This window comes from Herbidospora sp. NBRC 101105 (genome assembly GCF_030269205.1).
Classification (GTDB): domain Bacteria; phylum Actinomycetota; class Actinomycetes; order Streptosporangiales; family Streptosporangiaceae; genus Herbidospora; species Herbidospora solisilvae.
The window spans coordinates 294,085-317,674 of record NZ_BSSX01000008.1; the positions used below are offsets into that span (position 1 = coordinate 294,085).

A 23,590-nucleotide genomic window follows, 5' to 3' on the forward strand; every position below is an offset into this window, starting at 1 on the left:
GTGCCGCGCCTGCTACTCGTATCCCTGCTCTTGGTGACCGCCTGTTCTGCCGCGCCCGGTGGCGACGCGGCCGTCGGGAGGACGACCGTGGTGAAGACGGCCGTCGAGAAGGCGGCCCCGGCGAAGACCACGGAGCTCGCGCCGAAGCCGGTCGGCGTGCCCTCCGGCGTCACGACCGGTTATGTCGTGTACGACCGGGTCCAGAAGAAGATCACGGTCAGCAGGAACCCCCACAAGCGCTTCCGGTCCGCCTCCGTCGTGAAGCTGATGATCGCGATCGACCACCTGGAGCGGGTGAAGAAGCCCGACCTGGCGCTGCTCAAGCCGATGTTGCGGGTCAGCGACGACGACGCGGCGACGCGGTTGTGGTCGCTCGGCGGCCAGGGGAAGATCATCCAGCGGGTGGCGAAGAAGCTCAAGCTGACCGACTCGGGCCCACCTCCGACCGGCAAGCCGGGCTTCTGGGGCTACACCGCGATCAGCGCGCTCGACATCGCCAAGGTCTACCGCTACATCCTCGAACAGGCCTCCCCCACGGTCCGGAACACGATCATGGGCCAGCTCCGGCAGGCCGGGCCGTGCGGCAGCGACGGCTTCGACCAGTACTTCGGCATCCCGCGCGGCGTCGCCCGGCCGTGGGCGGTGAAGCAGGGCTGGTCCGGCTACGGCACGGTCCCGCCGGTCCGCTGCAAGGGCAACGGCGCGGCCGCCTCCTACACGGCCCCGGCCCCCGTCGACTTCCGCAACGCGGTGCTCCACACGACCGGCGTCGTCGGCTCCGGTGACCGCTACATCGAGGTCATCCTGACCACGCAGACCTCCCGCTGGTCCGACTCCGTCACGAAGATCACCCGGCTGGCCCGGGACGTCCACCGGGCGGCCCTCACCCGATGAGACTGGGACGACGGGTCGCCGAGGCGGCCGAGATCGCGCTGGCGACCCGCAAATACGTGACGGTCGTCGACGTGCTGACGGGCCTGCGCTGGGTCCACCACCGCCACGTCGAGAGCTGGCGGCAGGGCCGGGCGGGCTCCCTGGAGGAACTGGCCGCCGTCGACGCCGCCCGCATGACCGACGCGGCGGCGCTGCTGGCCGAATGGGCGGGCGACAAGGGCCTGATCGCCGGGGAGACCGTCTACGTCTCCGGCAGCCGCGACCGCTCGGCGCTGCGCTTCACCCGCGACGGCTCCGAGGAGCAGGAGCGGAACTTCCACCGGCAGTGGATCAGCCCCGCGATGTCCGAGGCGCGCCGCCGCCGCCTGACCGAGACCCAGAACCGCCCGCCCGACCTGCGGGTGCTGGTCCCCCAGGAGCCGTGGCGCTGCGCCGGCTGCCGCGACACCGGCCCCTACCTGATCATGGAAGATGCCTCTCCCCACTGCCTGACCTGCGCCGACATGGACCATCTGGTCATGCTCCCGGCCGGCAACGCGGCCCTCAGCCGCCGTGCCAAGAAGGAGAGCGGCCTGTCGGCCGTGGTGGTCGAGTACAACCCCCGCCGCAAGCGCTTCGAACGACGCGGCGTCCTGGTCGAGGAGGCCGCGCTCGCCCGCGCCGAGGAACTCTGCCTGGAGGACGAGGAACTCCGCGCCCGCCGCCGCGACCGCGACGCCGAACGCCGCGCCCACCAGGACGTCGAGTTCCAGGCCCGGATGGCGGCCGAGATCCTCCGCCTGTTCCCCGGCTGCCCGAGAGCCGACGAGATCGCCGCCCACGCGGCGGTGCGCGGCAGCGGCCGGGTGGGGCGCACGTCGGCGGCCAAGGTCCTCGACGAGTCGGCCATCACGCTGGCGGTGGTGGCCTCGGTCCGCCACAAGGACACGGCCTACGACGAACTGCTGATGAAGGGCGTGCCCCGAATGACGGCGCGGGCCCAGATCCGCGACCGGATCGACGCGGTCCTGGAGTCGTGGCGGGCCGGCTGAACCCGGCTCGGTGAACGTTCCGTTCCGGAGTCGGCACGACGATCGGCCGGGGCGCCGGGCCTCGCGGTCGGCGCTGACGGTTCGCCTCGTCCCCCGAGCAAGCCGCCGGACCTCAGTCCGCTCCGGACCTGACCCGGTCGAGCGCCTGCTCGGCCTCGGCGGCCAGCGCGGCGACGAGGTCCTCGGCCGAGGGCAGGTCGCCGATGAGGTCGACGGCCTCCCCGGCCCAGACGGCGGGCGGGACGGCGCCGCTCGCCATCTCGGCCCTGGCCGCCTGCCTGGTCTCCCCCGTGAGCTCGGCCTCCCGGCCGTGCCATCGGTCGATGTACGGGTGCGCGAGGCTGCGCCCGTCGTACTTCTCCGGCCAGTCGACGCCCTTGACGATGTCGAGCACGCTGCTGCGGGCGGTCTGCCCGCCCTGGCTCTCGACGATGGCCTTGGTGATCGCGGGGTCGACGATCGCCTCGGCGGTGGCCTGGAAGCGGGTGCCCAGCAGCGCCCCGGCCGCCCCGAGCACCAGCGCGGCCGCCACCCCGCGCCCGTCGGCGATCCCCCCGGCGGCCAGCACCGGCGTGTCGCCCGCCATGTCGACCACGGTGGGCACGAACGGCAACGTCGAGCGGCCCTTCCGCGCGCCGTGGCCGCCGCTCTCGGTGCCCTGGACCACGATGACGTCGGCCCCGGCGTCCAAGGCCTGCCTGGCCTCGGTCAGGTCGGTGACCTGGATCATCAGCAGCGCCCCGGCCCGCCTGATCGGCTGCAGGAACGGGGTCGGGTCGCCGAACGACAGCAGCACCGCCGCCGGGCCGAACTCCAGGGCGTACTCGACCCCGGCCACGTCGGCCGCCCAGCAGACGAACCCGACGCCCCACGGTTCCCGGGTGCTGTGGGCGACGATCGGCAACTCCCGTTCGAGCCAGTCACGGACGCCGAACCCGCCGCCCACGAACCCGAACCCGCCGCCGCGCGACACGGCCGCCGCCAGCTCCCCACCGGCCGAGAAGGCCATCGGCGCGGACACGATCGGCTGCCGCACCCCGACCAACCTGGTGAAACTCGTCGTCAATGCCATGTGATCATCATGACCCGGCCGGCCTACGAGCCGCCGGGCCGCCACCCCAAGGCCGGACCGAGTCTCGTCGCGATGTCGGTGAGGATCTGGACGTAGTCGTCGTGGTCGAAGGTGAACGGCAGCGCGAACGCGACCTCGTCGATCTCACGATAGGCGGCGTGGGCGTGCAGGCGTTCGGCGATCTCGTCGGAGGTCCCGACGAGGTCGGGCGCGAACATCATGCGGGCCGGCCCCTGGGGCGACGCGGTCCGGGGCAGGCGCTTCTCGGCGAACTCCAGGTATTTGGCCCGCTGCTCCGGGGTCGCGGAGTCGGTCGGGACGACGACGAGCCCCTGGGAGACACGGGCGCGGTCGCCGTCGGGGTGGGCGGCCCGGAAGGCGCGGATGTGCGACAGTTGCACCTCGGCGAAGTCCTCCGACTCCTCGGCCCTGACCACGCTGCTGGTCAGGAAGTTCATCCCGTTCTCCCCGGCCCACCGGGCCGACCCGAGGCCGGCGCCGCCGTACCAGAGCCGCTTCCCCAGGCCGGGCGAGTGGGGCTGCACCCGGTCGGAGAACACCTCGAACCCGTCGACGCCGCTGAAGCCGGTGACCTTCTCCCCGCGCACGAAGCCGAGCAGCCGCCTGACCCGCTCGTAACTGAAATCCTCGGTGTCGGCGCTGGCCGGGTAGAGCGCGTCCTTGACCTCGTCGTAGTGCATCGGCGGCCCGACGCTGACGCCCGGGTTGAGGCGCCCGCCCGACAGCACGTCGAGGGTCGCCAGGTCTTCGGCCAGCCGCAGCGGGTTCTCCCAGCCCAGCGGGATGACGGCCGTGCCGAGCTCGATGCGGCTGGTCCGCTGGGAGGCCGCCGCCAGCACGGCGACCGGCGAGGAGATGCCGTACTGGAAATGGCGGTGCCGGACCCAGACGCTGTCGAAGCCCAGGCGCTCGCCCAGTTCGATGATCTCCAGCGTCGACTCGTGGCCCCGGCGAGGGTCGGCCTCGTCGAACAGGCCGATGGTGAGAAAGCCCAACTTGCGCAGAGGCCGCGAGGTCAACGGACACCCCCAAGTAGCACGGTAGGAGACCATCCTCCCAGGGCCCGCCGGCGTGCTCACTCCGGGGCGGTGGAGCGTTCCTCGACCATGCCCAGTCGTCGGGAGAGCTGCAGGTTCGTCCGGCTTCCTCCCAGCGGCGTGAACGTGAAGGTGTCGCTGAACCTGCCGGTGCCACAACGAGCGGCCAGGAGGGCCGGTTCCTGGTACACGGGCCACTCGGTTCCGGGTTCTCTTCTGTTCCAGAAGTGGAGGAAGACCATGGGATCGGCGACGTTCCCGGTGGCGTACGCGAGGGTCTGCTCGCAATCCGGGTTCGTGCCGAAACGCACGGACGGCGGGCCGAATCGGTGCCGCACCTCGGTGAACAACCTGTCACCGTCGCACAGGGCGGCCAGCTCCGCACGCATCGACGCGTACTCCTCAGCGGTCAGCAGCCGATCGGTGTGCAGCCATCCATGGGCCCTGGCCACCTCCGCGTACACCGACGCCACGGCGAAATCGTCGTCGTCACCGAGAACGTGTCGGACCGCTCCCCGCACACCGGTGGGATACGAGGCGTCGCGCGAGCGCATCGCCGCCTCTTCCTCGCGGTAGACGTGCTCCTTGCCCTCGGTGCAGGCGACATGTTCCAGAAGGAGCCGCAGAGAGATCTCACCGCCCCACATGCCCGACCGGCGCAGCGCCAGGTTGAGCTGGGCGATCAGGTAGTCGCGGATCTCCTCTGCGGAGCGCCAGGTCATCGGTCCTTCAGGGAGGTGATCGCGCCGCCGAGGCGGTCGGCCAGGTGGGTGATGGCGGAGACGGTTCTGGTCGTCGGGTCGTCGTCCTCGCCGCCCATCGCCTTCGCCCTGCGGTAGGCCGCCTTGACCTCCTCCCACCGGACCTTCTGCGTGTCGGTCAGCACCCCACGCAGCTCCGCCAGCTTGAGCAGGTTCGCCTCGGCCCCGGAGGTGAGGGTCTGCGCCTCGCCCAGGTAGTGGTCGTCGATGATGCCCTCCAGTTCGGCGTCCGACAGCACCGGCACCACCCGCTGGGCGAGCTTGTTCATGTTCCGGTACGACCCCTGCAACAGGAAGGGAGGTTCGGTCCGGCCGGCATCGGATTGGGCGGCGGAGGCGATGTAGGCGCGGTTGTTGGCCAGCACCACCTCCTGCAGCCGCAGCATCTTGCGCAACACGCTGAGGATCTGGTCGAGCTCCACCGTGCTGTACGGATGGGACAGCTGGTCGGCGCTGCCCTCGCCGCGCGCCAGCCGCACCAGCTTCTCGACCTCCCCGTGGTCGGACACGGGGGCCAGCACGGAGTTGGCCGTCAGGGCGTTCTCGATGTAGCTCAGCGCGAACAGGTCGTCCTTGCCGCTCAGCACCTCGCCCAGGTTCCACACGTCAGCGCGGTTGGCCAGCATGTCGGGCACCCGGAACACCTGCCCCGACTCGGTGTACGGGTTGCCGGCCATGCAGACCGCGAAGCGTTTCCCCCGCAGGTCATACGTCCGGGCCGTCCCGTTCCACACGCCCTCCATCCGCCGCTGCGCGTCGCACAACGAGATGAACTTCTGCAGCAGCTCAGGCGAGGTGTGCTGGATGTCGTCCAGGTAGAGCAGCACGTTGCTGCCCATCTCCAGGGCGAACGAGATCTTCTCCACCTCCGACCGCGACGTCGCGTCGGGCGCGTCGGCGGGGTCGACCGAGGTCACCTCGTGCCCGAGGGCGGGGCCGTTGACCTTGACGAACACCAGGCCCAGGCGGCTGGCGACGTACTCCATCAGGGTCGTCTTGCCATACCCGGGCGGGGAGATGAGCAGCAGCAGGCCCATCCCGTGGTCGAGCTGCTTGGCCAGGTTGTCGCCGATCAGCGGCAGGTACACCTGGTCGATCAGGGCGTTCCGGACGAAGGAGTCCATGACCTTGGGGCGGTATTCGTCCAGGCGCAGGCGTTTCTTCTCGGCGGCGACCAGTTCGGCGCGGCGGCGCTGGTAGTCCCGGTACGCCGGGACCCGCTCCGCCCGGAAGATCCGGGTCCGGGCCAGGAACTCGTCGAGCCGGATCTCCATCGACCGGCCCCGGATGCGCGGGTGCGCGCCGAGCAGTCCTTCGACGACGCCGTCCAACGTGGCGGCCGACTCGTAGCGCGGCAGGTCGCACAGCAGGAGCGAGACGACTTCCGGCGAGACCTCACCCTTGCCGAAGGCGGCCAGCCAGGCCCGCGCGAGCTGGATGCGGGCGGGCAGGTCCAGTGTCGACAACTCGGCGGTGAACGCGGCGAAGCGTTCGGGGCCGAGGGCCTCGCGGAAGGCGTCGAGGAAGGACCGGGCCGCCGTGGAGGTGACGAATCCGGCGGGGGCGGCGGCGAGTTCCTCGATCAGGTAGTCGGCGGCGAGGGAGGCGGGCCCGTCGAGACAACCATGGGCCTCGATCGCCGAAGCGAGCTCCTCGGCCAGTGCGTTGAGCGCCTCGGTGCCGCCGCCGAACAGTTCCCTGGCCCGGGTGAGGGACTGGGCCCTGATCTCCCAGGTCGCCGAGGGGTTGCCGTGGGCCCAGAAGAACTGCGCCGTCGCGCGCGCCGACGGCAGGTGGCGCAGCAGGCCGGCGGCGGCGTGCAGCCGGGTGACGACGTCGAGGATGCGCACGGTGTCGTGGTCGTGCACGCCGCGCTCGTAGCCCTCGTCGTACCGTGACTCCGCCGCCCGGCGGACCGCCTCGGCCACGTCGCCCTCGACGGGGAACAACGACGCCGCGAGGTATTCGGCCCGGTAGACCTCCGTCGTCTCCGACACGAGCAGCTGGTCCCAGAAGGGGCGGGTGTCGTCGAAGCCGGTGACGGGGGCGCGGTAGTCGGTGCCGGTGACGGCGAACGACAACGTGCCCTCGTGGGGCACCAGGGTCAGGTCGAGCGGCTGGGTGTTGACGGCGAAGCGGTGGCGGCCCAGTTTCACGGTGTCGCCGTCGAACAGGTCGGTGCGGTCCCGCAGGGCGCGGCCGGCCTCCTGGCGGGCGGCGCGCACCCGGCCGTCGAGTTCGTCGGCGCGGACGGAGTCGCCGAGTTCCCGCAGGTCGGCGGCGACCGCGCGGAGCTTGGCCACCATCGGGTCGGCGGCGAAGTAGGCGTTGACCTCGTCCAGGGAGGCCAGGGTCGAGGAGCGGCGGCGGACGGTGCCGAGGATGCGGTCGGCCGACTCGGCGAGCCGGTCGGCGCGCCGCGCGCGGTCGTCGAGGAGGGTCTGCTTGCGGGCCGAGAACGCCTCGTAGACCTCTTCGCGTTTGCGTTCGAGCTGCGCGAGGAAGTCGTCGAACTCGCCGAAGCGCGACTCCAGGCCTTCGATCTGGAGCAGCAGGCGGCCCAGGCGCTCGTCGCACTTCCCGGGGCTGTCGGCGCCGGTCAGCCCGGCCGTCACGGCCTGGCCGAGCAGGCCGAACTCGGCGGCGAACTCGGCCCGGCCCTCGGCGGCGAGGAGTTCCCTCCGTCGCGCGTCGAGGGTGGCGCGCACCCGGTTGATCTCGGCGAGGACCGCGCCGACCTTCTCCAGGATGACGGTACGGGCGGTCGCCTCGACCTCCAGCGTGCCGACCACCTCGATCAGCGTCTCCAGGCCGTCGGACTGGGCGGCCAGCCGCTCCGCCAGGGGTGCGGAAAGAGCCACGGTCGTGATCGCCTCGGCCTCCTCCGCCAGCTCCGACACCGTGGCGTGGAAGCCGGCGAACGCGTCGTCGCGCTGCAGGTCGGCGACCACCTGGGCGGCGGTCTCCGTGACCTGCTGCCCGACGGCCGAGGCGAGCGCGTCGAGGGCCGGGAGGTCGGCGTACCGGCGCTCGCGCAGTGTCACCAGGTGGCCCTGGGTCTGCCGCAGTTCGGCCAGCCGGGCGACGCCGGTCGAGCGGATCGTTGTGAAACGCTCGTGCGCCTCGGCCACCGCCTGGGCGGCGTCCTCGGTGAGGCGCTGCACGTTCTCGAACTCGTCGAGCACCTGCTCGGCCGTCGCCCGCAGCGCCGCCAGCGGCTCGGCGAGGTCGTGGTCGCCGAGCCAGTGGTAGGCGTCGGAGATGCGGTCGCAGGCGGCGATCAGCGCCTCGAAGACGGCCTGCGCGGGCGCCATCTCGCCGACCATCCGCGCCACGGACAGGCAGTCGGAGACGCCCCTGACCAGCTCGCCGTTGCCGATGCGCTCCAGTGGGCCGGTGCCGACCGGGGTGGCCGACTCGACCGCGAACGGGGTGTCCCACACCTGCATCGGGTGCACCCGCGACGGCTCGTCGGAGGTTCCCCGGAACACCACCAGCGTGCCGTCGTCGAACAACGAGTAGCCGTGGCAGGGCAGCGGGTTGGCGACCTCCTTGCGGATCACGTTGTACGGAAGCAGGAGGTAACGCCCCTCCTCCCGCGCGTGGAAGACGTAGAGCACGTCCTCCTCGCCCCGGATGACCCGCTCGAACTCCAGCGCGGCCACGTCGGTCTCGAACGTCTTGGCCACGCCGGTCGTCAGGTAGTAGCCGCCGGGAAAGATGACCCCCTGGTCCTCGGGCAGCCGCTGGCAGGCCTGCCCGATCCCGTCCAGCCTGGTCACGCTCTTGGTACGGGTGTTGAAGACCAGGTAGCGCCAGTCGGTCTCCTTGTAGGGCCGGATCTTGAGCAGGATCAGCGGCCCCACCCGCGCGTGGAACACGTCGGCGTCGGCCAGGCTCTGCAGCCGCTCGGCGACCGGTTCGGAGTAGACGCCCTCCCCCGACTCGGTGTTGTTCTCGACCTTGATGGTCAGGTCGCCGCCGACGGTCTCGACGAACAACTCACCACCGATGGAGATGTGCGGGTGCCGCCCGAGCACGTGGTCGTCGCGGGTCGTCTCGACCCACTCGAAGTCGTGCGAGGGCGGCAGGACGTGGTCGCGCTCGCCCCGCGAGTCGAGATAGGACAACACGCCGTCGGCGGTCATCGTCCAGCGCAGCACCCGGATGTCCTGCGGCCCGGTCTGGAAGATCGCCAGGAGCTTGCCCTCGATCTTCCGCAGCTGCAGCAGCCGGGTGTCCTTGTAGTAGCGGTAGAGCTCGCCGAAGTCCTTCTCGAAGGCCGGGTCGCCGAACACGCTCTCCGAGTTGGAGAAGGTGAACGCGTCGCCGTCGCGCGAGAAGTGGTGGAAGGAGAACACGTCGGAGACGCTGGTCTGCGGGCGCAGGCCGATGAACACGTTGTAGCCGAAGATCATGGTGTCGCCGGCGGAGACCACGTCCCGGGGCACGCAGTTGTTCTCGGTCCGGATGCGCTCGGTCCCCACCAGCCGCATCTCCGAGCCGCCGAACACCGCCAGGCGCCGGGTGTTGAGCTCCTCGGCCCGGCCGGCCAGCTCCTTGGCCTGCTCGGCCAGCCGGGCGCGGAGGATCTCGTAGGTGCCGGCGTCGAGTCCCGTCACTTCTCGGCCGGGGTGATCGCCGGGGCGGCCCCGTTCTTCATCAGGGTGGCGAGGAACGCCGACACGGTCATGTCACGGACGGCGCCCGAGTCGACCCCGGACACGATCTTGGCGAGGTCGGCGCTGAGGCTGGCGTCGCCGTTCAGGTAGGGCTCGGCGAGGGTGCGGGCCACCTCGGAGTTGTCGACGAAGCCGTCGACGCTCTTGCCCATGGTGACCGCGCCGACGAGCTTGTCGAAGAAGACGCTGTCGCCGCCGACGATGTCGATGTTGGCCTTCGACAGGCCGGCCGACAGCACCTCGGCCTGCGCCTCGGCGACCCTGCGGTGCACCTCGACCCCGGCCAGGCGGATCTCCTTCTCGGCCTCCAGCCGCAGGCGGTACTCCTCGTGGACGCGGCTCGCGTCCGACATCGCGGCCAGCGCGGCGGCCTTCTCGGTGAGACCCTCGGCCTCGGCCTTCAGCTTCTCCCCGACCATCATCGCGGCGGCCACGGCCTTGGCCTGCTCGCCGTCGGCCTCGGCCTTCAGCCGCTCACGGGTGCCCTCGGCCGACGCCAGGGCCTTCTCGCGCTCGACGATCGCCTCGGCCTTGCCGACCTTCTCGATCGCGGCGGCTTCGCGCTCCTTGACCTGCACCTCGGCCAGGCCGGTCGCGGCGGCCTCGGCCTGCACGCCCTCCGCGAGGCGGATCTTGGCGCGGGCGTCGAGCTCGGCGGCCTGCTGGCGCGACTCGGCCAGCACCAGCGCCTCCCGCGCCTTGAACTTGGACGCGGCCTCGGCGGCCTCGGCGGCCTTGATGTCCTTGACCAGGTTCTCCTGCGCCTCGGCCTCGGCGGCGATGATCACCGACTGGCGGGTGCGCTCGGCCTCCTCGATCACGCGCAGGCGCTTGATCTGCTCCTCCTGCTCGGCCACCGTCTTCTCGACCGCGATGCGCTCGCGCATGACCTCGGCGATCGAGCGCTTCTCGACCTCGAGCTCCTTCTCCTTGGCGATGCGCGACAGTTCGGTCTCCCGCTCGCGGGCGATGACCTCCAGCAGGCGGTCCTTCTCGATGCGCTCGCTCTCGATGGCGATCACGCGCTCGCGGTTCTTCTCGGCGACGGCGACCTCGCGGGCCTTGTTCTCGCTCTGGACGCCGATCTGCTCGTCGGTCTTGATCGCCGCGGCCTGGGCCTTGAGGCGCTCCTCGGCGCGCACCCGGGAGATCTCCGCCTCCTCGCGGGCCCGCATGGTCTCGACCTCGCGCTTCTGCTTGATCTCGGCGTCGGCCTGGCGGCGCTCCAGTTCGAGGATGGCCTCCCGGGCGTCGACGTTCTGCCGGGTGATCTCCTTCTCCTCGTTGCGCTGGAACTCGTTGGTCCGGACGTGCTCGATCGCGGTCAGCTCGGTGATCTTGCGGATGCCCTGGGCGTCGAGGATGTTGGCGGGGTCGAGCTTGGACAGCGGGGTCTGCTCCAGGTAGTCGATGGCCGCGTCCTCCAGCGAGTAGCCGTTGAGGTCGGTGCCGATGACGCGGATGATCTGGTCGCGGAACTCGTCGCGCTGGGTGTAGAGGTCGACGAAGTCGAGCTGCTTGCCGACGGTCTTGAGCGCCTCGGAGAACTTGGCGTTGAACAGGGCCTGGAGGGTCGACTCGTCGCTGGCGCGGGCGGTGCCGATGGCCTGGGCGACCTTCACGACGTCCTCGGCGGTCTTGTTGACCCGCACGAAGAAGGTGATCTTGATGTCGGCGCGGATGTTGTCACGGCAGATCAGGCCCTCGTGGCCCGATCGCTCGATCTCGATGGTCTTCACCGAGATGTCCATGAACTCGGCCTTGTGCAGCACCGGTAAGACCACGGCGCCGGTGAAGGTGACGTCGACCCGGCGCACCTTCGACACGATCAGGGCCTTGCCCTGCTCGACCTTGCGGAACAACCGGCTGACCACGATCACCAGCGCGATGACGACGATCAGCACGACCGCGATGAGTATGCCGGCTCCCGCCGAGATGACGTCCATGAACTACAGGCCCCCTTCGTATGGCATGACCCAGAAGAACTCGCCTTCCGCGTCATATTGGAAGATCAGCGCGGCCCCGCCCGCGCGGAAGACGTCGGCGCCGGTCTGGCGCACCTGGATGACCGAGGTCGAGCCGTCGACGGCGCGGATCTCGGCCTGACCGAAGTCGGTGGAGACCGACTGGGTCCTGATGACGCAGATCTGCCCGACGAAGTCGTGCCGTGAGGGCACCTTCTCGGGCGCGGGCGTGAGGCGGCGTACCAGGAACGCGGCCCCGAGGCCCAAAATGAGCGCGGCGGCCAGGACCACCCAGCCGAGCGCGGGCAACACCACGGATCCGGCCAGCGCGGCGAACCAGCCGGCGGCCACGAACCCCGAGACCTCGCCCGCGGGCAGACCGTCGAGGTCGACCACGCCGAAGGCCACGAGCAGCCAGAATCCGATGACGACGATCAGCGCGAAGCTGAACAGGACAGCCGGGAAACCTAATGCGGCGTCCAGGAAATCGCGCAACTTCTATCCCCTTTACGGCATTTGTGCCGCCCCCTCTTGCAAACGTGGAATCTATCAGCGGGGTTCCGCAGGGAATAGGGCCATTTATGCCGTACGCCCCTGCCGCGCGACGGCCCAGATTCCCAACGCCGCCAGCGCGGCGATCTCCGTGAACACCAGCCCGCGCTCGACCGCTCCGAGCCCGACCGGCATGGCCCGCCACCAGGGGATACCGTCGCGCGCGGCGGTGTAGCCGATCATGGCGATCCCGGCGATCCACACCACGGCCCCGAACCCGAGCGCCGCCGCCACCCTCGCCATCGGGTCGCGCCACGGCCGGGCCAGCAGCAGCACGGCGACCGGCAGGCAGACGAACGCCACCACACTGCCGACGCGGTGGACCGACCCGGAGAACGACGGCCCGACGGACCAGTCGTGCTTGGGGAAGGTGGCCACGATCAGCAGCCCGAGGCTCCACCCGGCCAGGGCCACGAGCCCCAGCGGCCGGGCCCGGCGCTGCGCGACCAGGGTCGCCCCGATGCCCAGCGACCCCAGCGCGATCAAAGCGACCGAGACGCCGAACAACCAGGCGTGCTCGCCGAGCTGGTGCTCACTGATCGTCCGGCGGGCCAGGTCGATGCCCGAGGAGAACTCAAGGGTCAGGATGGCGGCCGCGGCCACGGTGATGGCACCGAGACCGGCCTGGGCGGGAACGCGCATGCTCTCTAAAATGCCACCATGCTCGTGGTGCAGCGGGTGCTGACTCGCTGGGACAAGGCCGGTCGCGGTGCGGCCGCGGCCACGCTGCGGGGGTCGCTGCCGGATCGGGTGCCGCTGCCGGCCTGCACGGGAGACGCCGTCTTCCACGACGTGACGCTCTCACCACGCGCCGAGACGCTCCGGGAGCTGACCCTGCCCGCGACGGTGGCCGGCCTGCGCATCCATCCCGGCGGCCGGGTGTCCCGGGCCCCGGTGCTCGCCTCTCATCCACGCGACCGGCGGCCGGTCGACCTGTTCACGCTGGCCCCGGGCCAGCGGGCGCGCTACCGGGCCAACTTCCGCTTCAGCGGATACAGCCTGGAGTGGTACTACGAACAGTGGACGGTCACGCTCGCCCACGACGTCGGCCTGGAGGGCGGGTTCGACCACGAGGTCGACGACCGGGTCAGGCTCTATCCCTGAGGGTCTTCAGGGCGCGGTCGGCGTGGTCGGTCATCACGACCTCGTTGTGGATCACGTCGACGACCCGGAAGTCGGTGTCGATGACGAAGGTGACCCGCCGGGTGACGAACGGCCCGACGGCGACCGAACGGCGTACCCCCATCTGCTTGGCGACCAGACCCTCCTCGTCGGACAGCAGCGGGAAGTCGAGCCGGTTGCCCTCGGCGAACATCTTCTGCCGTTTCACCTTGTCCTTGCTGATCCCGACGCGGACCGCTCCAACGGATGTGAATTCGGCGGCCAGGTCACGGAAGTGACAGGTCTCGGCGGTGCACCCGGACGTCATCGCCGCCGGATAGAAGAAGAGCACCACGGGCCCTTCCTTGAGGAACTCGCTCAGGCGACGGGTCTCCCCGTTCTCGTCCGGAAGCGCGAAGTCCGCGACGAGTTCACCGATTTTCATGTGTCACTTTCTACCAGTGCGGGATGTCGGGAATCATCTGCCCGGATCACCACATCCGCCCAATCCTGTGGCCGGACCTCCTCGGCGTACCGCTCGAAGGCGGGCAGCGTCCATTTCTCCTCGGTACGCCGTTCCAGCGCCTTCCTCGACAGGCTCAGGTGGACCGAGAAGTCGATCGGCAACCCCTGCCCGAGGAGCAGCGGCCCGTCGAGGACGACGACGGCGTTCTCCGGGAGCACCTGGTAGGGCGCGCGGGTGGCCCGGTCCCTGACCGGGTCCCACAACGAGGGGATGACCCGGCCGGTGCCGCCCGGTTCGAGCGGCTGGAGGACCTCCCGCGTCAGGCCCTTCACGTCGAGCCAGCCGTCGTAGTAGGAGTCGGGGTCCTGCCGGCCGAACTCGTAGCGGAGCGAGGCGGCTCTGAGGAAGTCGCGGGCCGACACCCTGAGGACGGGGCGACGGACCCGCAGCCTGTCGGCGATCTTGTCGGCCAGCTCCCACGGCCGGGCCGCGTCGGCGCCGTCGACGGCCACCCGCACCCAGCCGGGCCGTTCCGAGATCGTCTCGGCCAGTTCCGTGACGAGCCCCTCGACGGAGACCGGACGTACACCCACCAGACCATCATGCCCTGCTGACAAGATGGGGGCAGTGCCCCCATGTACGGGGGGCAGCGCCCCCCAATACTGCTGAACGTGAGCGATTCGGCCGACCTTCCGCAGTTCCCCGGTGTCCTGGACACCGTGCGCGCCTGGCTCTCCTCCGCCGATCCCCGGCCTCTGGTGCTGACGGGGCCGCCCGGCAGCGGCACCGCGGCGTTGCTGGCCCGGCTCCGCGAGCACCTCGCCGGAGAGCCGTCCGTCGTCGTCTGCGACGACCTCTGTGACGATCCCGCCCGGTTGCCCGCGCGGCCGGGCCTCCGGGTGATCACCCGCGCCCGCCGCCGGCACGACGGGCCGCTCTCGCTTCCGGTGCGGCCCCTGCGCGGCCACGGCCCCGACAGCGAGGTCGTCCGGCACTTCCTGCGGTGCCTGCGCCGCCGCGACCCGACCGCCGTCGTCGCGGCCGAGGACCTGTCCCAGGTGAGCCAGGTCTGCGCGGCCTCGTTCGGGCTCTCCGCCGACGTCGACCTGCTGGCCGGGCTGGTCGCCCGGTACGGCCTGGCGGCCGTGCGCGACGCGGTCGCCGAGGACCACCAGCGCACCCGGCTGGCCGGGCTGCTCGGCGACGCCCACGGCCACCACGACCTGAGCGGCGACGAGATGGTGGTGCTGGCCTCGATCCTGGCCCTGCCGGGCGGGGCGAGCGAGAACGTGCTGCGCCACTCCTTGCCGCGGTGCGACATCGGCGGGCTGACCGCCTCCCTCGTCGAGCGTGGCCTGGTGGTGCGCGCCGAACCCCGGCGCTGGCACCTGCGGGTGAGCGGCTTCCCGGCGGCGAGCTGGTGTGCCGCGCGACCGGAGGTGTCGCTCGACGCGATCCGCCAGGCGCAGGCCGACTACCTGTCCGGCCAGGTCGCACGGCTGGCCGCCGGCGTCCTCACCGACAACCAGCGGGCCGTGTTCGCCGAGTTCGACCACGAACGGCGCAATCTCAACGCCACCCTCGCCGAACTCGTCGGCGGCGGCCGGTACGCCCAGGCCGTCGCCCTCATGCGGGACGCCCTGCCGTTGCTGGCCCGCACCTCCGGCGTCGCCGGGCTGCTGCCGCACCTGCTGCCGGTCATCCGCAGGTACACGCCCGCGACCCCGGCCGAACGGCACACGCTGTCGCGGCTGGCCGTCCGGGTGTTCGCGGCCGCTGGGGAGCAGGAGGCCGCCGCCGTCTGCTTCGAGGCGCTGCCGGAGACCGACCCGGACGTGCCGCTGCTGGCGGCCCTCGTGCAGGCCGGGCCCGACCCGGAGGCGCTGGCCGCCTGCGTGCGGACCGCCCGGGACCAGGGTGACGCGGTCCGGCTCGGCGAGTCGGTCGGCGAGTACGTCGCCTGCCTGGTCCGGCTGCGCCGGTTCGACCACGCCGACGCCGAGTGCCGTACCGCCCTGTTCGAGGCGATGTGCGGCGGGGACGACCACGCCGCGGGGTCGTTGCTGCTCTGGCGCGCGGCCGCCGCCACCGCCCTGGCCACCGGCGACGGCCGCCTGTACGTCGAGCGTGCCCTCGCCAAGCTGCTGCCCCTCGGCCCGGCGGCGGCCATGTCGGCGATCGCCGCCGTGCTCGACGGACGCCACCAGCGCGACCTCCAGCAGAGCGCCGTCGATCTGGCGATGGTCGCCGGGTCGCTCGGCCGGGCCTGCGCGGCCGAGTCGGAGCGTCCGGTGGAGGCCGGCTGGCTGCTCGCCGGGCGGATCGGCGTCCGGCCGGTGCGCCGCTGGGTGACGGCGGGAGAGGGGGTCGACCTCGCCGACCTGCTGTGCGAGCTCCTCCAGCGCCGGTTCGGCGACGACCCGGCCGCCCCCCGGCCCGTGCCCCAGGGCGGCGTCGACCCGCGGGTGCTGCGGGAACGGTCGCGGCTGACCGCCCGCGAGTCGGAGGTCGCCGGGCTGGTCGCGACCGGCCTGACGAACAAGCAGATCGCCCGCCGGTTGCGCATCTCCGAGTGGACGGTGGTCAACCACCTGCGCCAGGTGATGCGCAAGCTCGACTGCGCCTCCCGGGTCCAGGTCGCGCGCTGGGTGCACGACCTGGAGGCCGGGTCAGCCCGTCTCGAACCGGCCGACGGCGACGGTGTGCAGCAGGGCCGGGTCGACCAGCGAGGCGAAGTCGGCGGTGACGCGGCCGGCGTCCAGCGCGCCCATCAGCCCGAGGTGCCGGTCGACGTACGCCGGGGGGTCGATTCCGCAGGAGAGGAGTTCCGCGTACTGCTGCGTCACGGCCAGGGTCGACTCGTACAGTTCGGGCGCGGCGGCGAGCATGCGGTCCCTGACCCGCGTGACCAGCCCGTGGTCGACGTCACCTTCGCGGAACCGCGTTAACACCCGGGTGATCGCCTCGGCCGCGGCCGGGGCGCGGGCGGCGTCCACGAAGCCGCTGACGACGAACACCCCGCCGGAGAAGAACGGCATGAACCGGGCCTCGATGCCGTAGCTGGCCCCCATCCGGCCGCGCAGTTCGCGGTTGAGCAGCGAGTCGGGGCCGCCGCCGAGCAGCTCGCCCGCGACCCGGGCCGACGGCCAGCGCGGGTCGAGCCGGTCGACCGCGAAGCAGCCGAGCACCAGCCGGGTCTGGGGGCCGCCCCGGCCCGGCCGGTGCGCCCGTCCGGGCCGGTCCGCCGGGAGCGGCGGGACGTCGGCGAGGGGCAGGTCGTCTCCGGTGGGCACGTGGGCGAACGCCTTCGCGGCGGCGTCGGCCGCGCCGGTCCCGGCCAGGTCCCCGGCCACGATCAGGGTCATCCGGGCGGCACCGGGCACGACGGCCGTGACGTCGTCCAGGGTCAGCGCCCGCCAGGCCGTCTCCGTGCCGCCGAGCGGGCGGCCGTACCGGGAGCCGGGGGCGAGCACCGACTCGTGGATGAGCTTGTTGCCGAGCGCGATCGGGTCGTCGGACTCCATGGCCCGTTCGGCGACGACCTGGCGGCGCAGCGCCTCGAACGAGCGGGCCGTCGGCGTGAAGGGGTGGACCGTCGCGGCCATCGCCTCGAACAGCCGGGGCAGTTCGGCGGCCGGGCAGTCGCCCATGACGATCGGGCCCCGGTGCCCGCACCGCGTGGTGACCATCCCGCCCGCCAGGGCCAGCGCTCCGACGGTCCCGTCGCGGTGGTGCGGCGCGTCGGCGTTGAGCAGCGCGGCGTACGCCGCCACCACCCCCTCGGTCTCCGGGCGTTCGACCGCCGTGGTCGGCAGCCCGATCGACAGGGCGGCGGTGGCGACGTGCCGTCCGGGCATGTCGGCGAGCAGCACCCGCAGGCCGTTGTCCAGCGTGAACGTCTCCGGCTGGGGGAAACGCCAGGTCACAGGATCCATGAGGGTTCTCCGGCGGCGTGGAAGGCGACGACCGACGGCCGCGCCATCGGCCCGGCGGCCAGCGCGGCCACCTCGGCGTTGGTGACCCGGCGGACGGCGTCGAGCCGCGCGGTGACCCCGGCGGCGTCGCCCGACCAGGCGTGTTCCCGGCACAACTCCTCGGCGAGCGTGCGGGCGGCCCCGAGGACGCCCAGCTGTTCCCTGATCCGCAGGGCCTTGGCGGCGGCCAGCACGTCGGGCGGCAGCCCGTCGCGGGCCACGGCGGCCAGGCGGGCGGCGACGTCCCGTTCGAGCCCGGCCAGGTCGGCCGCGGCCGGGGCCGACAGCTTGACCAGGCCGATCGCGGGCCCGAGCGCGCACCGGGCGTGCTGGCCGAGCGCGCCGAGCAGGCCGGGCCGCGACCCGAGCACCGACCACGGGGCACTGGCCAGGGCCGCCATCACCACCTCGGCCGCGGCCGAACCCGGCGGCAGGGCGAAGGTCAGCCGCACCATGGACGTCGGCTGGCCCTCCTCGACGTCCTCCCGCGCCCCCAGCGGCTCCCCGGTGACCGGCGGCGGGGCCGGCCGCCCCGAAGGCAACCCGGCCAGGTGGTTCCCGGCGAGCTCCACGGCCGCGTCGGGGTCGGCCGCGCCGACGACCGACACGACCAGCCGCTCGGCGCCGTAGTGGGCCTCGACGAACGCGGCCACGTCGTCGGGCGTCACGGCGGCGACCTCGGCGGGGTCGCCGACCGGCGGGCGGCCCGCCGGGTGGTCGCGCCCGAAGAGCAACCGCAACCCGCGCCGCAGCCCCGACCCGAACCGGCCGGGTTCGTCGCGTTCGCGGATCTCCTCCAGCACGATCCGGCGGTGCCCGTCCAGCACGTCCGCGCGCACGCCGCGCCGCCCGCGCCGCACCCGGTCGCCGGCTTCGGCCAGCAGCGCCGGGAGGGCCGTCGGCGGGCCGGTCGCCACGTAGTTGGTGCACTCGTAGCCGGTGGTGGCGTGCGCCGAGCCGCCCTCGGACATGACGTGCTCGACCACGTGGGCCAGGCCCGACCTGCCGGCGGGGTCGTGCAGGGAACCCGCGCCGTGCCAGGCGTTGACCGCGACGAAGCCGAGCCCCGGGTCGGGCCGCACGATCAGCGTCGCGCCGCCCGGCAGCCGGCGGGTGAGCAGCCCGTCCATCACGCGCCCACGGGGTCGGGGGCCGCCTGGGCGTGCACGAACGCCTGGTAGGCGGGGCTGGCCGACGACAACGTCCCGTGGTCGCCCACGGCGGTGACGCGCCCGGCGTCGACGACCACGATCGTGTCGGCCGCGGCGACCGTCGACAGGCGGTGGGTGACCATCACCACGGCCCGGTCGCGGCCCAGGTCGGCGAGCAGGTCGGTGAGCCGCCGTTCGTTGACGCCGTCCATGTGGGCGGTCGGTTCGTCGAGCAGCAGGACCTCGGCGTCGGTCAGCAGGGCGCGGGCGATGGAGAGGCGCTGCTCCTCGCCGCCGGACATCTGGTCGCCCGCGCCGAGCACGGCGTCGAGCCCGGCGGGCAGGGCGCGCACGGCCTGTTCCAGGCCGACGTCGCGCAGCGCGGACCACAACTCGTCGTCGGACGGGCTGTCCGACCGGCCCAGCGCCAGGTTCTCGCGCACGCTCATGGACAGGATCGCCGACCCCTGCTCGACCAGGGCGACCCGGCGGCGGACCTCGGCGGTCGGCCACTCCTGGAGGGGCACGCCGAGGAGCTCCACCCGTCCGGCCTCGGTCTCGACGAAGCCCTCGACCACGTTGAGCAGGGTCGACTTGCCCGCCCCCGACGGCCCGACGATCGCGAGCACCCCGGTGCGCGGCACCTCCAGCGACACCCGGTCGAGCACCGGCTTGCCGCCGAGCGACACCTCGACGTCCGAGAGCCGCAGCGCGGGCGCGCCCGGCGCCACCTCGGGCGTGCGTGCCGCCCCGGCCGGTTCGGTCTCCGCGCCGAGCACCTCGTCGACCCGCCGCGCGGCCGCCTTGCCGACGGCGATGCGGCCCGCGCCCTGCGCCAGCGCCATCAGCGGGTTGACGAGCTGGAACAGGTACATCAGGAAGGCGATGAACGCCGTGGTCTCCAGCGCGCCCGAGGCCAGCCGCACCCCGCCCACGGCCAGCACGCCGATGATGGCGACCTGCTGGCCCAGGCCCATCAGCGGGCTGATCGCCGCCTGGGCCCGCGCCGAGCGCACCGCCGACGCCGCCGCCTCGCCGATCTCGTCCTCCAGCGGGGCGATGGCGCGGTCCTCCGCCCGGTACGCCTTGACCGTCGTCACCCTCGTGAACACCGACTGCGCGGCCTGGGCCAGCCGGCCGAGCGCGGCCTGCTGCGCCTCGGCGGCCCGGCGCATGCCCGCCAGGAACGCCCTGATGGCGATCGCGGCCACGACGAACGTGCCGACCGTCACGGCCAGCATCACCCAGTCGAGGACGCCCATCACGATCAGGTACGCCGTCACCATCACCGCCGACACCGGCATGACCGTGACGCCCGTGTCGGTGATCGCGCGCATCTGGGCGGCGTCCGGCCCCATCCGGGAGACGACCTCGCCGACGCCGATCCGCCGGATCACCGGCACCCGCAACCGCACCGCCCGGCGCACCACGGCCAGGCGCACGTCCTCGATGGCCCGTTCCCCGGCCGCGCTCAGCAGGTAGGACGACCAGCCTCCGGCGAACGCCCCGGCCAGCACGATCACGACGAGCTGCGCCACCGGCCAGACGACGTCGCCGCCCGCCCCGCCGATCACGCCCAGGATGCGGGCGATCAGCAGCGGCGTGACGATCCCGGCCGCGGCCGAGACCAGGGCGAGCACGAGGGAGGCGGCCAGCCGGCCGCGCCGCGCCCTAACCGACCGGGACAACAACCCGAGTGTCGGCGACTCCGCCATCGGACCCTCCCCTCGCGCGCACGGCGGCGAAGATCTCGCGCAGGTCGCGCATGCACTCCTCCTGGCCGTACATGTTGTTGACCGAGCTGGGGTTGACGACGACCTCGTCCACCCCCAGGTCGTGATATTTGGCGATCTCGGCGGCGATGTGGTCGGGGTCGCCGTAGACGTACACCCCGGCCTGCACGAGTTCCCTGGCGCCCGACACCGGGTCGGAGGCGTCCACGTCGAGGCCGGCCTTGCGCAGCATGTCGGTGTAGTGGGGGGCCGACAGGTGGCTGATGCTGCCGTACTGGGCCAGCAGGTTGGCCGAACGGCCGGGCCGGGCGACGGCCGCGTGCACGACCGAGACGATACGCGGCGGCGGCTGCACCCCGGCCGCGCCCTGCGCGACGGCCGGCATGACGACGTCCTCGATGTACTTGAGCGGCGTCAGCCACGTCATCGCCAGGTCGCCGCAGCGGCCGGTGACGCGGGCCATGGCGGGCCGCAGCACCCCCGCGCCGATCTCCACCGGCGGGCAGTCCATCGGCGGCAGCGCGGCGTCGACGGTGAAGTGCTCGCCCCGGTGCCGCACGTGCTCGTTGCGGGCCAGCCTGCGGGCGACGTCGATGAACTCGCCGACGATCGCGGCCGGTTTGGCGTACGGCTCGCCGCGCAGCTGCGTCACGTACTGCGGGTAGGCGGCGCCGTAGCCGATCGCCACCGGCCGCCGCATGAGCCGGGCCAGCGACCGGGCCTGCAACGCCGCGTCGTACGGGTGGCGCAGCACGATCAGCCCGACGGCCATGCCGATCGAGATCCGGCAGCCCGTCCCGGCCAGGTAGGCGACCGCCGGGTGGGACTCGATCCGCAGCGACTGCCCGAGCCACAACCGCGCCGCACCGATCTCCTCGGTCAGCCGCCCGTACGGGACGATCGTCTCGGGGTCCGTCGGCTGGTGCGGGAACATGAACGACACCTTGCGCGAGCTCACGACGCCACCTCCACCAGCGGGCTGTCGGCGTTGCGGTGCGGCGCGAGCGGGTCGGCGTTCGCGTCGGCGAGCGCCTCGGCGACGGCCTCGGCCAGGTCGCGGCCGTCGAACAGGTGCCGCGCCACACCGTCGGCGACCGCCATCGTGCGGTGCTGGCCCAGGCTCATGCGGTCCCATCCGGGCCGGGTGTCGCGCGGCTCCCAGCCGTACGCGACGCCGTCGGCGATCGGGCTGGTCATCACCGAGTGGGCCGGGTTGAGGCCGGGCAGGTTCCGCACCGCCGCGACGACGCCGCCCACGGCGTGCCACGACTCCTCAGTCAGGTAGACGACGATGGCGTCCCGGCGCGGATACTGGTCGGCCTTGGCCAGCACCTTCGCCCGGTACGTCGCCCCGGCGTCCTCCAGCCGGCTCAGCACCGCGTGCCACACGGCGGGCGCCATCGACGGCTCGTCGACGTGCAGGTAGAGCCTCAGCAGGTGGCCGCCGGTCTCGTGACCGCCCGCCGAGCCGTTGACCAGGAAGAAGCCCGGAGAGAGCGTCGGCCTGATCGCGGGCAGCTCCAGCGTGGTGCGGGTGCCGATCTCGGGCAGCGGCGTCGGGCTCTCGTCGCCGGGCACCCGCAGGCGCACCCGTCCGACGTCGAAGAGCACGTGCCGGCCGAGCGGGCTGTCGATCAGGGCCGACCGCACGACCGCCGGGGTGCGGCTGGTGCGGTGGGGGGTGGCCTCCCGCAAGAGGTCCTCGAAGTCGTAGTCGCGGCGCGGGTCCCACTCGCCGGGCCTGGCGGCCGAGCCGCTGTGCCAGTGGCGGTAGAGCACCGGCCCGAGGTCCTGGCGCAGCCGGGTGCGGTTGTCGCCGGTGACCGTCTCGTCCCCGACGGTCACCGAACGGGTGTCCGGGTCGAGGCGCAGGTCGCCGAGCAGGTGGTCGAGCCGGTCGAGGAGACCCTGGTGGGCGATGGTCATGATCAGTTCTCTCCAAGGCCGATGGTGGGGGCGAACTTCTCCGGCGTCGTGAGCGCGTTGCGGCCGATCCCGGCCATGCCGCGCTCCACCGCGCTGAGCCGCGCGCCGTGCACGGCGCCCGCGAGCAGCCGGTCGAAGAAGTGCCACCCGATGTAGCCGGTGGCCCGCACGGCCAGGCCGTCGTCCGGACGGGCGACCTCGCGGTAGCCCTGCCAGAAGCGGCGGATGTGCTCGCGCACGGCCGACAGGTGCCGGTCACCCGCGGCGACGATCGCCGCGTGGGCGGCGCCCGGCGACAGGCCTGTGTCCAGGTCGAGCTCGCGGAACATGCGCGCCACCGCGTGGTGCACGAACTCGCCTGCGAAGCCGCCGACGTCCCGGGCCGGGTCGTGGTGCCGGAACTCCTCCCAGTCGATCACGTAGAGGTCCTCACCCGAGCACAGGAACTGGTCCAGGCGCAGGTCGCCGTGGGTGACGGTGGCGGGGGCGGCGGCCGAGACGCGGTGCAGCGCGGCCAGCGCCTCGACCAGCACGCTGTCGTGCTGGAGCAGCGCCCACGCCTCGACCTCGCCGCCGCTGCAGTTGGCGTAGTCCTCGGGGCTCAGCGCGTAGAAGGCGTTGGCCCGGCGGTCGTCGGCCGACTCGGGCACGTCCTCGGCGCGCGGCAGGGAGTGCACCTCGCCCAGCACCCGGCCCATCCGGTACGCCAGTTCGACGTCGAGCTCCCCTGCCGCCAGCAGGTCGGAGGCGGCGCGGGAGTCCGGCACGTACCCGAAGACCAGCAGGCACTCCTCGGCGTCGGCCCCGTGGAACTCGGGCACCCGCAGTTCGGCCGTCGGGTGGCCGGCGATCAGCCGCTGGAAGGCCAGCACCCGGTTCATCCGGGCGGCGGCGTGCGCGCGGTCCCCCCGCAGGCGCTTGACGAACAGCTCGGGCCCCTCGGCGGTCGGCACCAGCCAGTTGTCGTTGCGGCCGAGGAAGCCGCGCATGCCCTCCACGACGGGCGTGGCCCCGCTCAGCGAGGCGACGGCCTGGACGAACTCCTCCGGGCGCGCCACCGGCCGGGCCGCGACCAGCCGGGTCGTCCGTGTTTCCTCTTTCAGGTCCATGCGCCGAAACCTACGGACGCGGAAAGGCTCCGCGACATCCCAGGAATGCACCGGCAGCAGGCATATGGCAGTTGCCTGGCAGATCCTTGCCGGTCGGCGTTCCCGAATGGCAGGAA

The 23,590-nt window shown here is 72.5% G+C and carries 18 protein-coding genes and 1 pseudogene; 4 read left to right on the plus strand and 15 right to left on the minus strand.

All coding sequences use genetic code 11. From position 1 onward, the window contains the following. Together QSK34_RS31030 and QSK34_RS31035 are read left to right on the plus strand one after the other, a co-directional pair. Positions 1-894, plus strand: a complete 894-nt coding sequence (locus QSK34_RS31030) for a serine hydrolase (protein ID WP_285589309.1) — start codon at positions 1-3, stop codon at positions 892-894. Next, positions 891-1,925, plus strand: coding sequence for a DUF2293 domain-containing protein (locus QSK34_RS31035; protein WP_285589311.1), 1,035 nt, complete (start codon positions 891-893; stop codon positions 1,923-1,925). The genes QSK34_RS31030 and QSK34_RS31035 overlap by 4 nt, the downstream gene beginning before the upstream one ends. Before the next feature lie 112 nt (positions 1,926-2,037). On the opposite strand, the gene QSK34_RS31040 is transcribed toward QSK34_RS31035, so the two are convergent. The 7 genes from QSK34_RS31040 to QSK34_RS31070 form a co-directional block, all read right to left on the minus strand. Beyond that, entirely contained in the window at positions 2,038-2,997 is a 960-nt protein-coding gene (locus QSK34_RS31040; protein WP_285589313.1) for a nitronate monooxygenase, read from the minus strand. Between the two features lie 23 nt (positions 2,998-3,020). After that, a complete protein-coding gene (locus QSK34_RS31045) occupies positions 3,021-4,013 on the minus strand; it encodes an LLM class flavin-dependent oxidoreductase (protein WP_285589314.1) in 993 nt (330 codons plus the stop codon). 80 nt (positions 4,014-4,093) lie between these two features. Further along, a complete protein-coding gene (locus QSK34_RS31050) occupies positions 4,094-4,777 on the minus strand; it encodes a hypothetical protein (protein ID WP_285589316.1) in 684 nt (227 codons plus the stop codon). Beyond that, positions 4,774-9,438, minus strand: a complete 4,665-nt coding sequence (locus tag QSK34_RS31055; RefSeq protein WP_285589317.1) for a DNA repair ATPase — start codon at positions 9,436-9,438, stop codon at positions 4,774-4,776. The genes QSK34_RS31050 and QSK34_RS31055 overlap by 4 nt, the downstream gene beginning before the upstream one ends. Then, complete coding sequence (locus QSK34_RS31060; protein ID WP_285589321.1) at positions 9,435-11,444, minus strand: flotillin family protein; 2,010 nt, start codon at positions 11,442-11,444, stop codon at positions 9,435-9,437. Before QSK34_RS31060 ends, QSK34_RS31055 begins: the two co-directional genes overlap by 4 nt. A gap of 3 nt (positions 11,445-11,447) precedes the next feature. Continuing rightward, positions 11,448-11,957, minus strand: a complete 510-nt coding sequence (locus QSK34_RS31065) for a hypothetical protein (protein WP_285589323.1) — start codon at positions 11,955-11,957, stop codon at positions 11,448-11,450. A gap of 84 nt (positions 11,958-12,041) precedes the next feature. Next, positions 12,042-12,656, minus strand: coding sequence for a DUF998 domain-containing protein (locus QSK34_RS31070; RefSeq protein ID WP_285589324.1), 615 nt, complete (start codon positions 12,654-12,656; stop codon positions 12,042-12,044). Positions 12,657-12,674: 18 nt separating this feature from the next. On the opposite strand from QSK34_RS31070, the gene QSK34_RS31075 reads away from it, so the two are divergent. Beyond that, entirely contained in the window at positions 12,675-13,118 is a 444-nt protein-coding gene (locus tag QSK34_RS31075; RefSeq protein ID WP_285589325.1) for a hypothetical protein, read from the plus strand. Here the strand turns inward: QSK34_RS31075 and QSK34_RS31080 are convergent. Continuing rightward, on the minus strand, positions 13,102-13,560 hold the full coding sequence (locus QSK34_RS31080; RefSeq protein WP_285589326.1) for a peroxiredoxin: 459 nt from the start codon (positions 13,558-13,560) through the stop codon (positions 13,102-13,104). The genes QSK34_RS31075 and QSK34_RS31080 overlap by 17 nt on opposite strands. Further along, a complete protein-coding gene (locus QSK34_RS31085; RefSeq protein WP_285589327.1) occupies positions 13,557-14,174 on the minus strand; it encodes a nucleoside/nucleotide kinase family protein in 618 nt (205 codons plus the stop codon). Before QSK34_RS31085 ends, QSK34_RS31080 begins: the two co-directional genes overlap by 4 nt. 1,647 nt (positions 14,175-15,821) lie before the next feature. Between QSK34_RS31085 and QSK34_RS31090 the strand changes: the two are divergent. Further along, a pseudogene (locus QSK34_RS31090) lies at positions 15,822-16,217 on the plus strand (helix-turn-helix transcriptional regulator); the annotation flags it as partial. Between the two features lie 33 nt (positions 16,218-16,250). Here QSK34_RS31090 and QSK34_RS31095 read toward each other — a convergent pair. The 6 genes from QSK34_RS31095 to lxmK are packed head-to-tail and all read right to left on the minus strand — an operon-like array spanning position 16,251 to position 23,474. Then, a complete protein-coding gene (locus QSK34_RS31095) occupies positions 16,251-17,516 on the minus strand; it encodes a M16 family metallopeptidase (RefSeq protein ID WP_285589329.1) in 1,266 nt (421 codons plus the stop codon). After that, positions 17,504-18,685 carry a M16 family metallopeptidase gene (locus QSK34_RS31100; protein WP_285589331.1) on the minus strand — a complete coding sequence of 394 codons (1,182 nt, stop codon included), beginning with the start codon at positions 18,683-18,685 and terminating at the stop codon, positions 17,504-17,506. The genes QSK34_RS31095 and QSK34_RS31100 overlap by 13 nt, the downstream gene beginning before the upstream one ends. After that, complete coding sequence (locus QSK34_RS31105; protein WP_285589333.1) at positions 18,685-20,421, minus strand: ABC transporter ATP-binding protein; 1,737 nt, start codon at positions 20,419-20,421, stop codon at positions 18,685-18,687. The genes QSK34_RS31100 and QSK34_RS31105 overlap by 1 nt, the downstream gene beginning before the upstream one ends. Then, positions 20,378-21,397, minus strand: a complete 1,020-nt coding sequence (locus tag QSK34_RS31110) for an LLM class flavin-dependent oxidoreductase (protein ID WP_161481446.1) — start codon at positions 21,395-21,397, stop codon at positions 20,378-20,380. Before QSK34_RS31110 ends, QSK34_RS31105 begins: the two co-directional genes overlap by 44 nt. Continuing rightward, positions 21,394-22,365 carry a T3SS effector HopA1 family protein gene (locus QSK34_RS31115; protein ID WP_285589338.1) on the minus strand — a complete coding sequence of 324 codons (972 nt, stop codon included), beginning with the start codon at positions 22,363-22,365 and terminating at the stop codon, positions 21,394-21,396. The genes QSK34_RS31110 and QSK34_RS31115 overlap by 4 nt, the downstream gene beginning before the upstream one ends. 2 nt (positions 22,366-22,367) lie before the next feature. Further along, entirely contained in the window at positions 22,368-23,474 is a 1,107-nt protein-coding gene (gene lxmK / locus QSK34_RS31120; RefSeq protein WP_285589340.1) for a class V lanthionine synthetase subunit LxmK, read from the minus strand. Between the last annotated feature and the right edge of the window lie 116 nt (positions 23,475-23,590).

What these genes read in the sequence shown, in the direction of transcription:
- QSK34_RS31100 (WP_285589331.1), bottom strand. Translation starts at nt 18,685, where the DNA reads ATGGACGGGCTGCTCACCCGCCGGCTGCCGGGCGGCGCGACGCTGATC.
- QSK34_RS31040 (WP_285589313.1), bottom strand. Translation starts at nt 2,997, where the DNA reads ATGGCATTGACGACGAGTTTCACCAGGTTGGTCGGGGTGCGGCAGCCG.
- QSK34_RS31115 (WP_285589338.1), bottom strand. Translation starts at nt 22,365, where the DNA reads ATGACCATCGCCCACCAGGGTCTCCTCGACCGGCTCGACCACCTGCTC.
- QSK34_RS31105 (WP_285589333.1), bottom strand. Translation starts at nt 20,421, where the DNA reads ATGGCGGAGTCGCCGACACTCGGGTTGTTGTCCCGGTCGGTTAGGGCG.
- QSK34_RS31050 (WP_285589316.1), bottom strand. Translation starts at nt 4,777, where the DNA reads ATGACCTGGCGCTCCGCAGAGGAGATCCGCGACTACCTGATCGCCCAG.
- QSK34_RS31095 (WP_285589329.1), bottom strand. Translation starts at nt 17,516, where the DNA reads ATGGATCCTGTGACCTGGCGTTTCCCCCAGCCGGAGACGTTCACGCTG.
- QSK34_RS31080 (WP_285589326.1), bottom strand. Translation starts at nt 13,560, where the DNA reads ATGAAAATCGGTGAACTCGTCGCGGACTTCGCGCTTCCGGACGAGAAC.
- QSK34_RS31075 (WP_285589325.1), top strand. Translation starts at nt 12,675, where the DNA reads ATGCTCGTGGTGCAGCGGGTGCTGACTCGCTGGGACAAGGCCGGTCGC.
- QSK34_RS31060 (WP_285589321.1), bottom strand. Translation starts at nt 11,444, where the DNA reads ATGGACGTCATCTCGGCGGGAGCCGGCATACTCATCGCGGTCGTGCTG.
- QSK34_RS31035 (WP_285589311.1), top strand. Translation starts at nt 891, where the DNA reads ATGAGACTGGGACGACGGGTCGCCGAGGCGGCCGAGATCGCGCTGGCG.
- QSK34_RS31070 (WP_285589324.1), bottom strand. Translation starts at nt 12,656, where the DNA reads ATGCGCGTTCCCGCCCAGGCCGGTCTCGGTGCCATCACCGTGGCCGCG.
- lxmK (WP_285589340.1), bottom strand. Translation starts at nt 23,474, where the DNA reads ATGGACCTGAAAGAGGAAACACGGACGACCCGGCTGGTCGCGGCCCGG.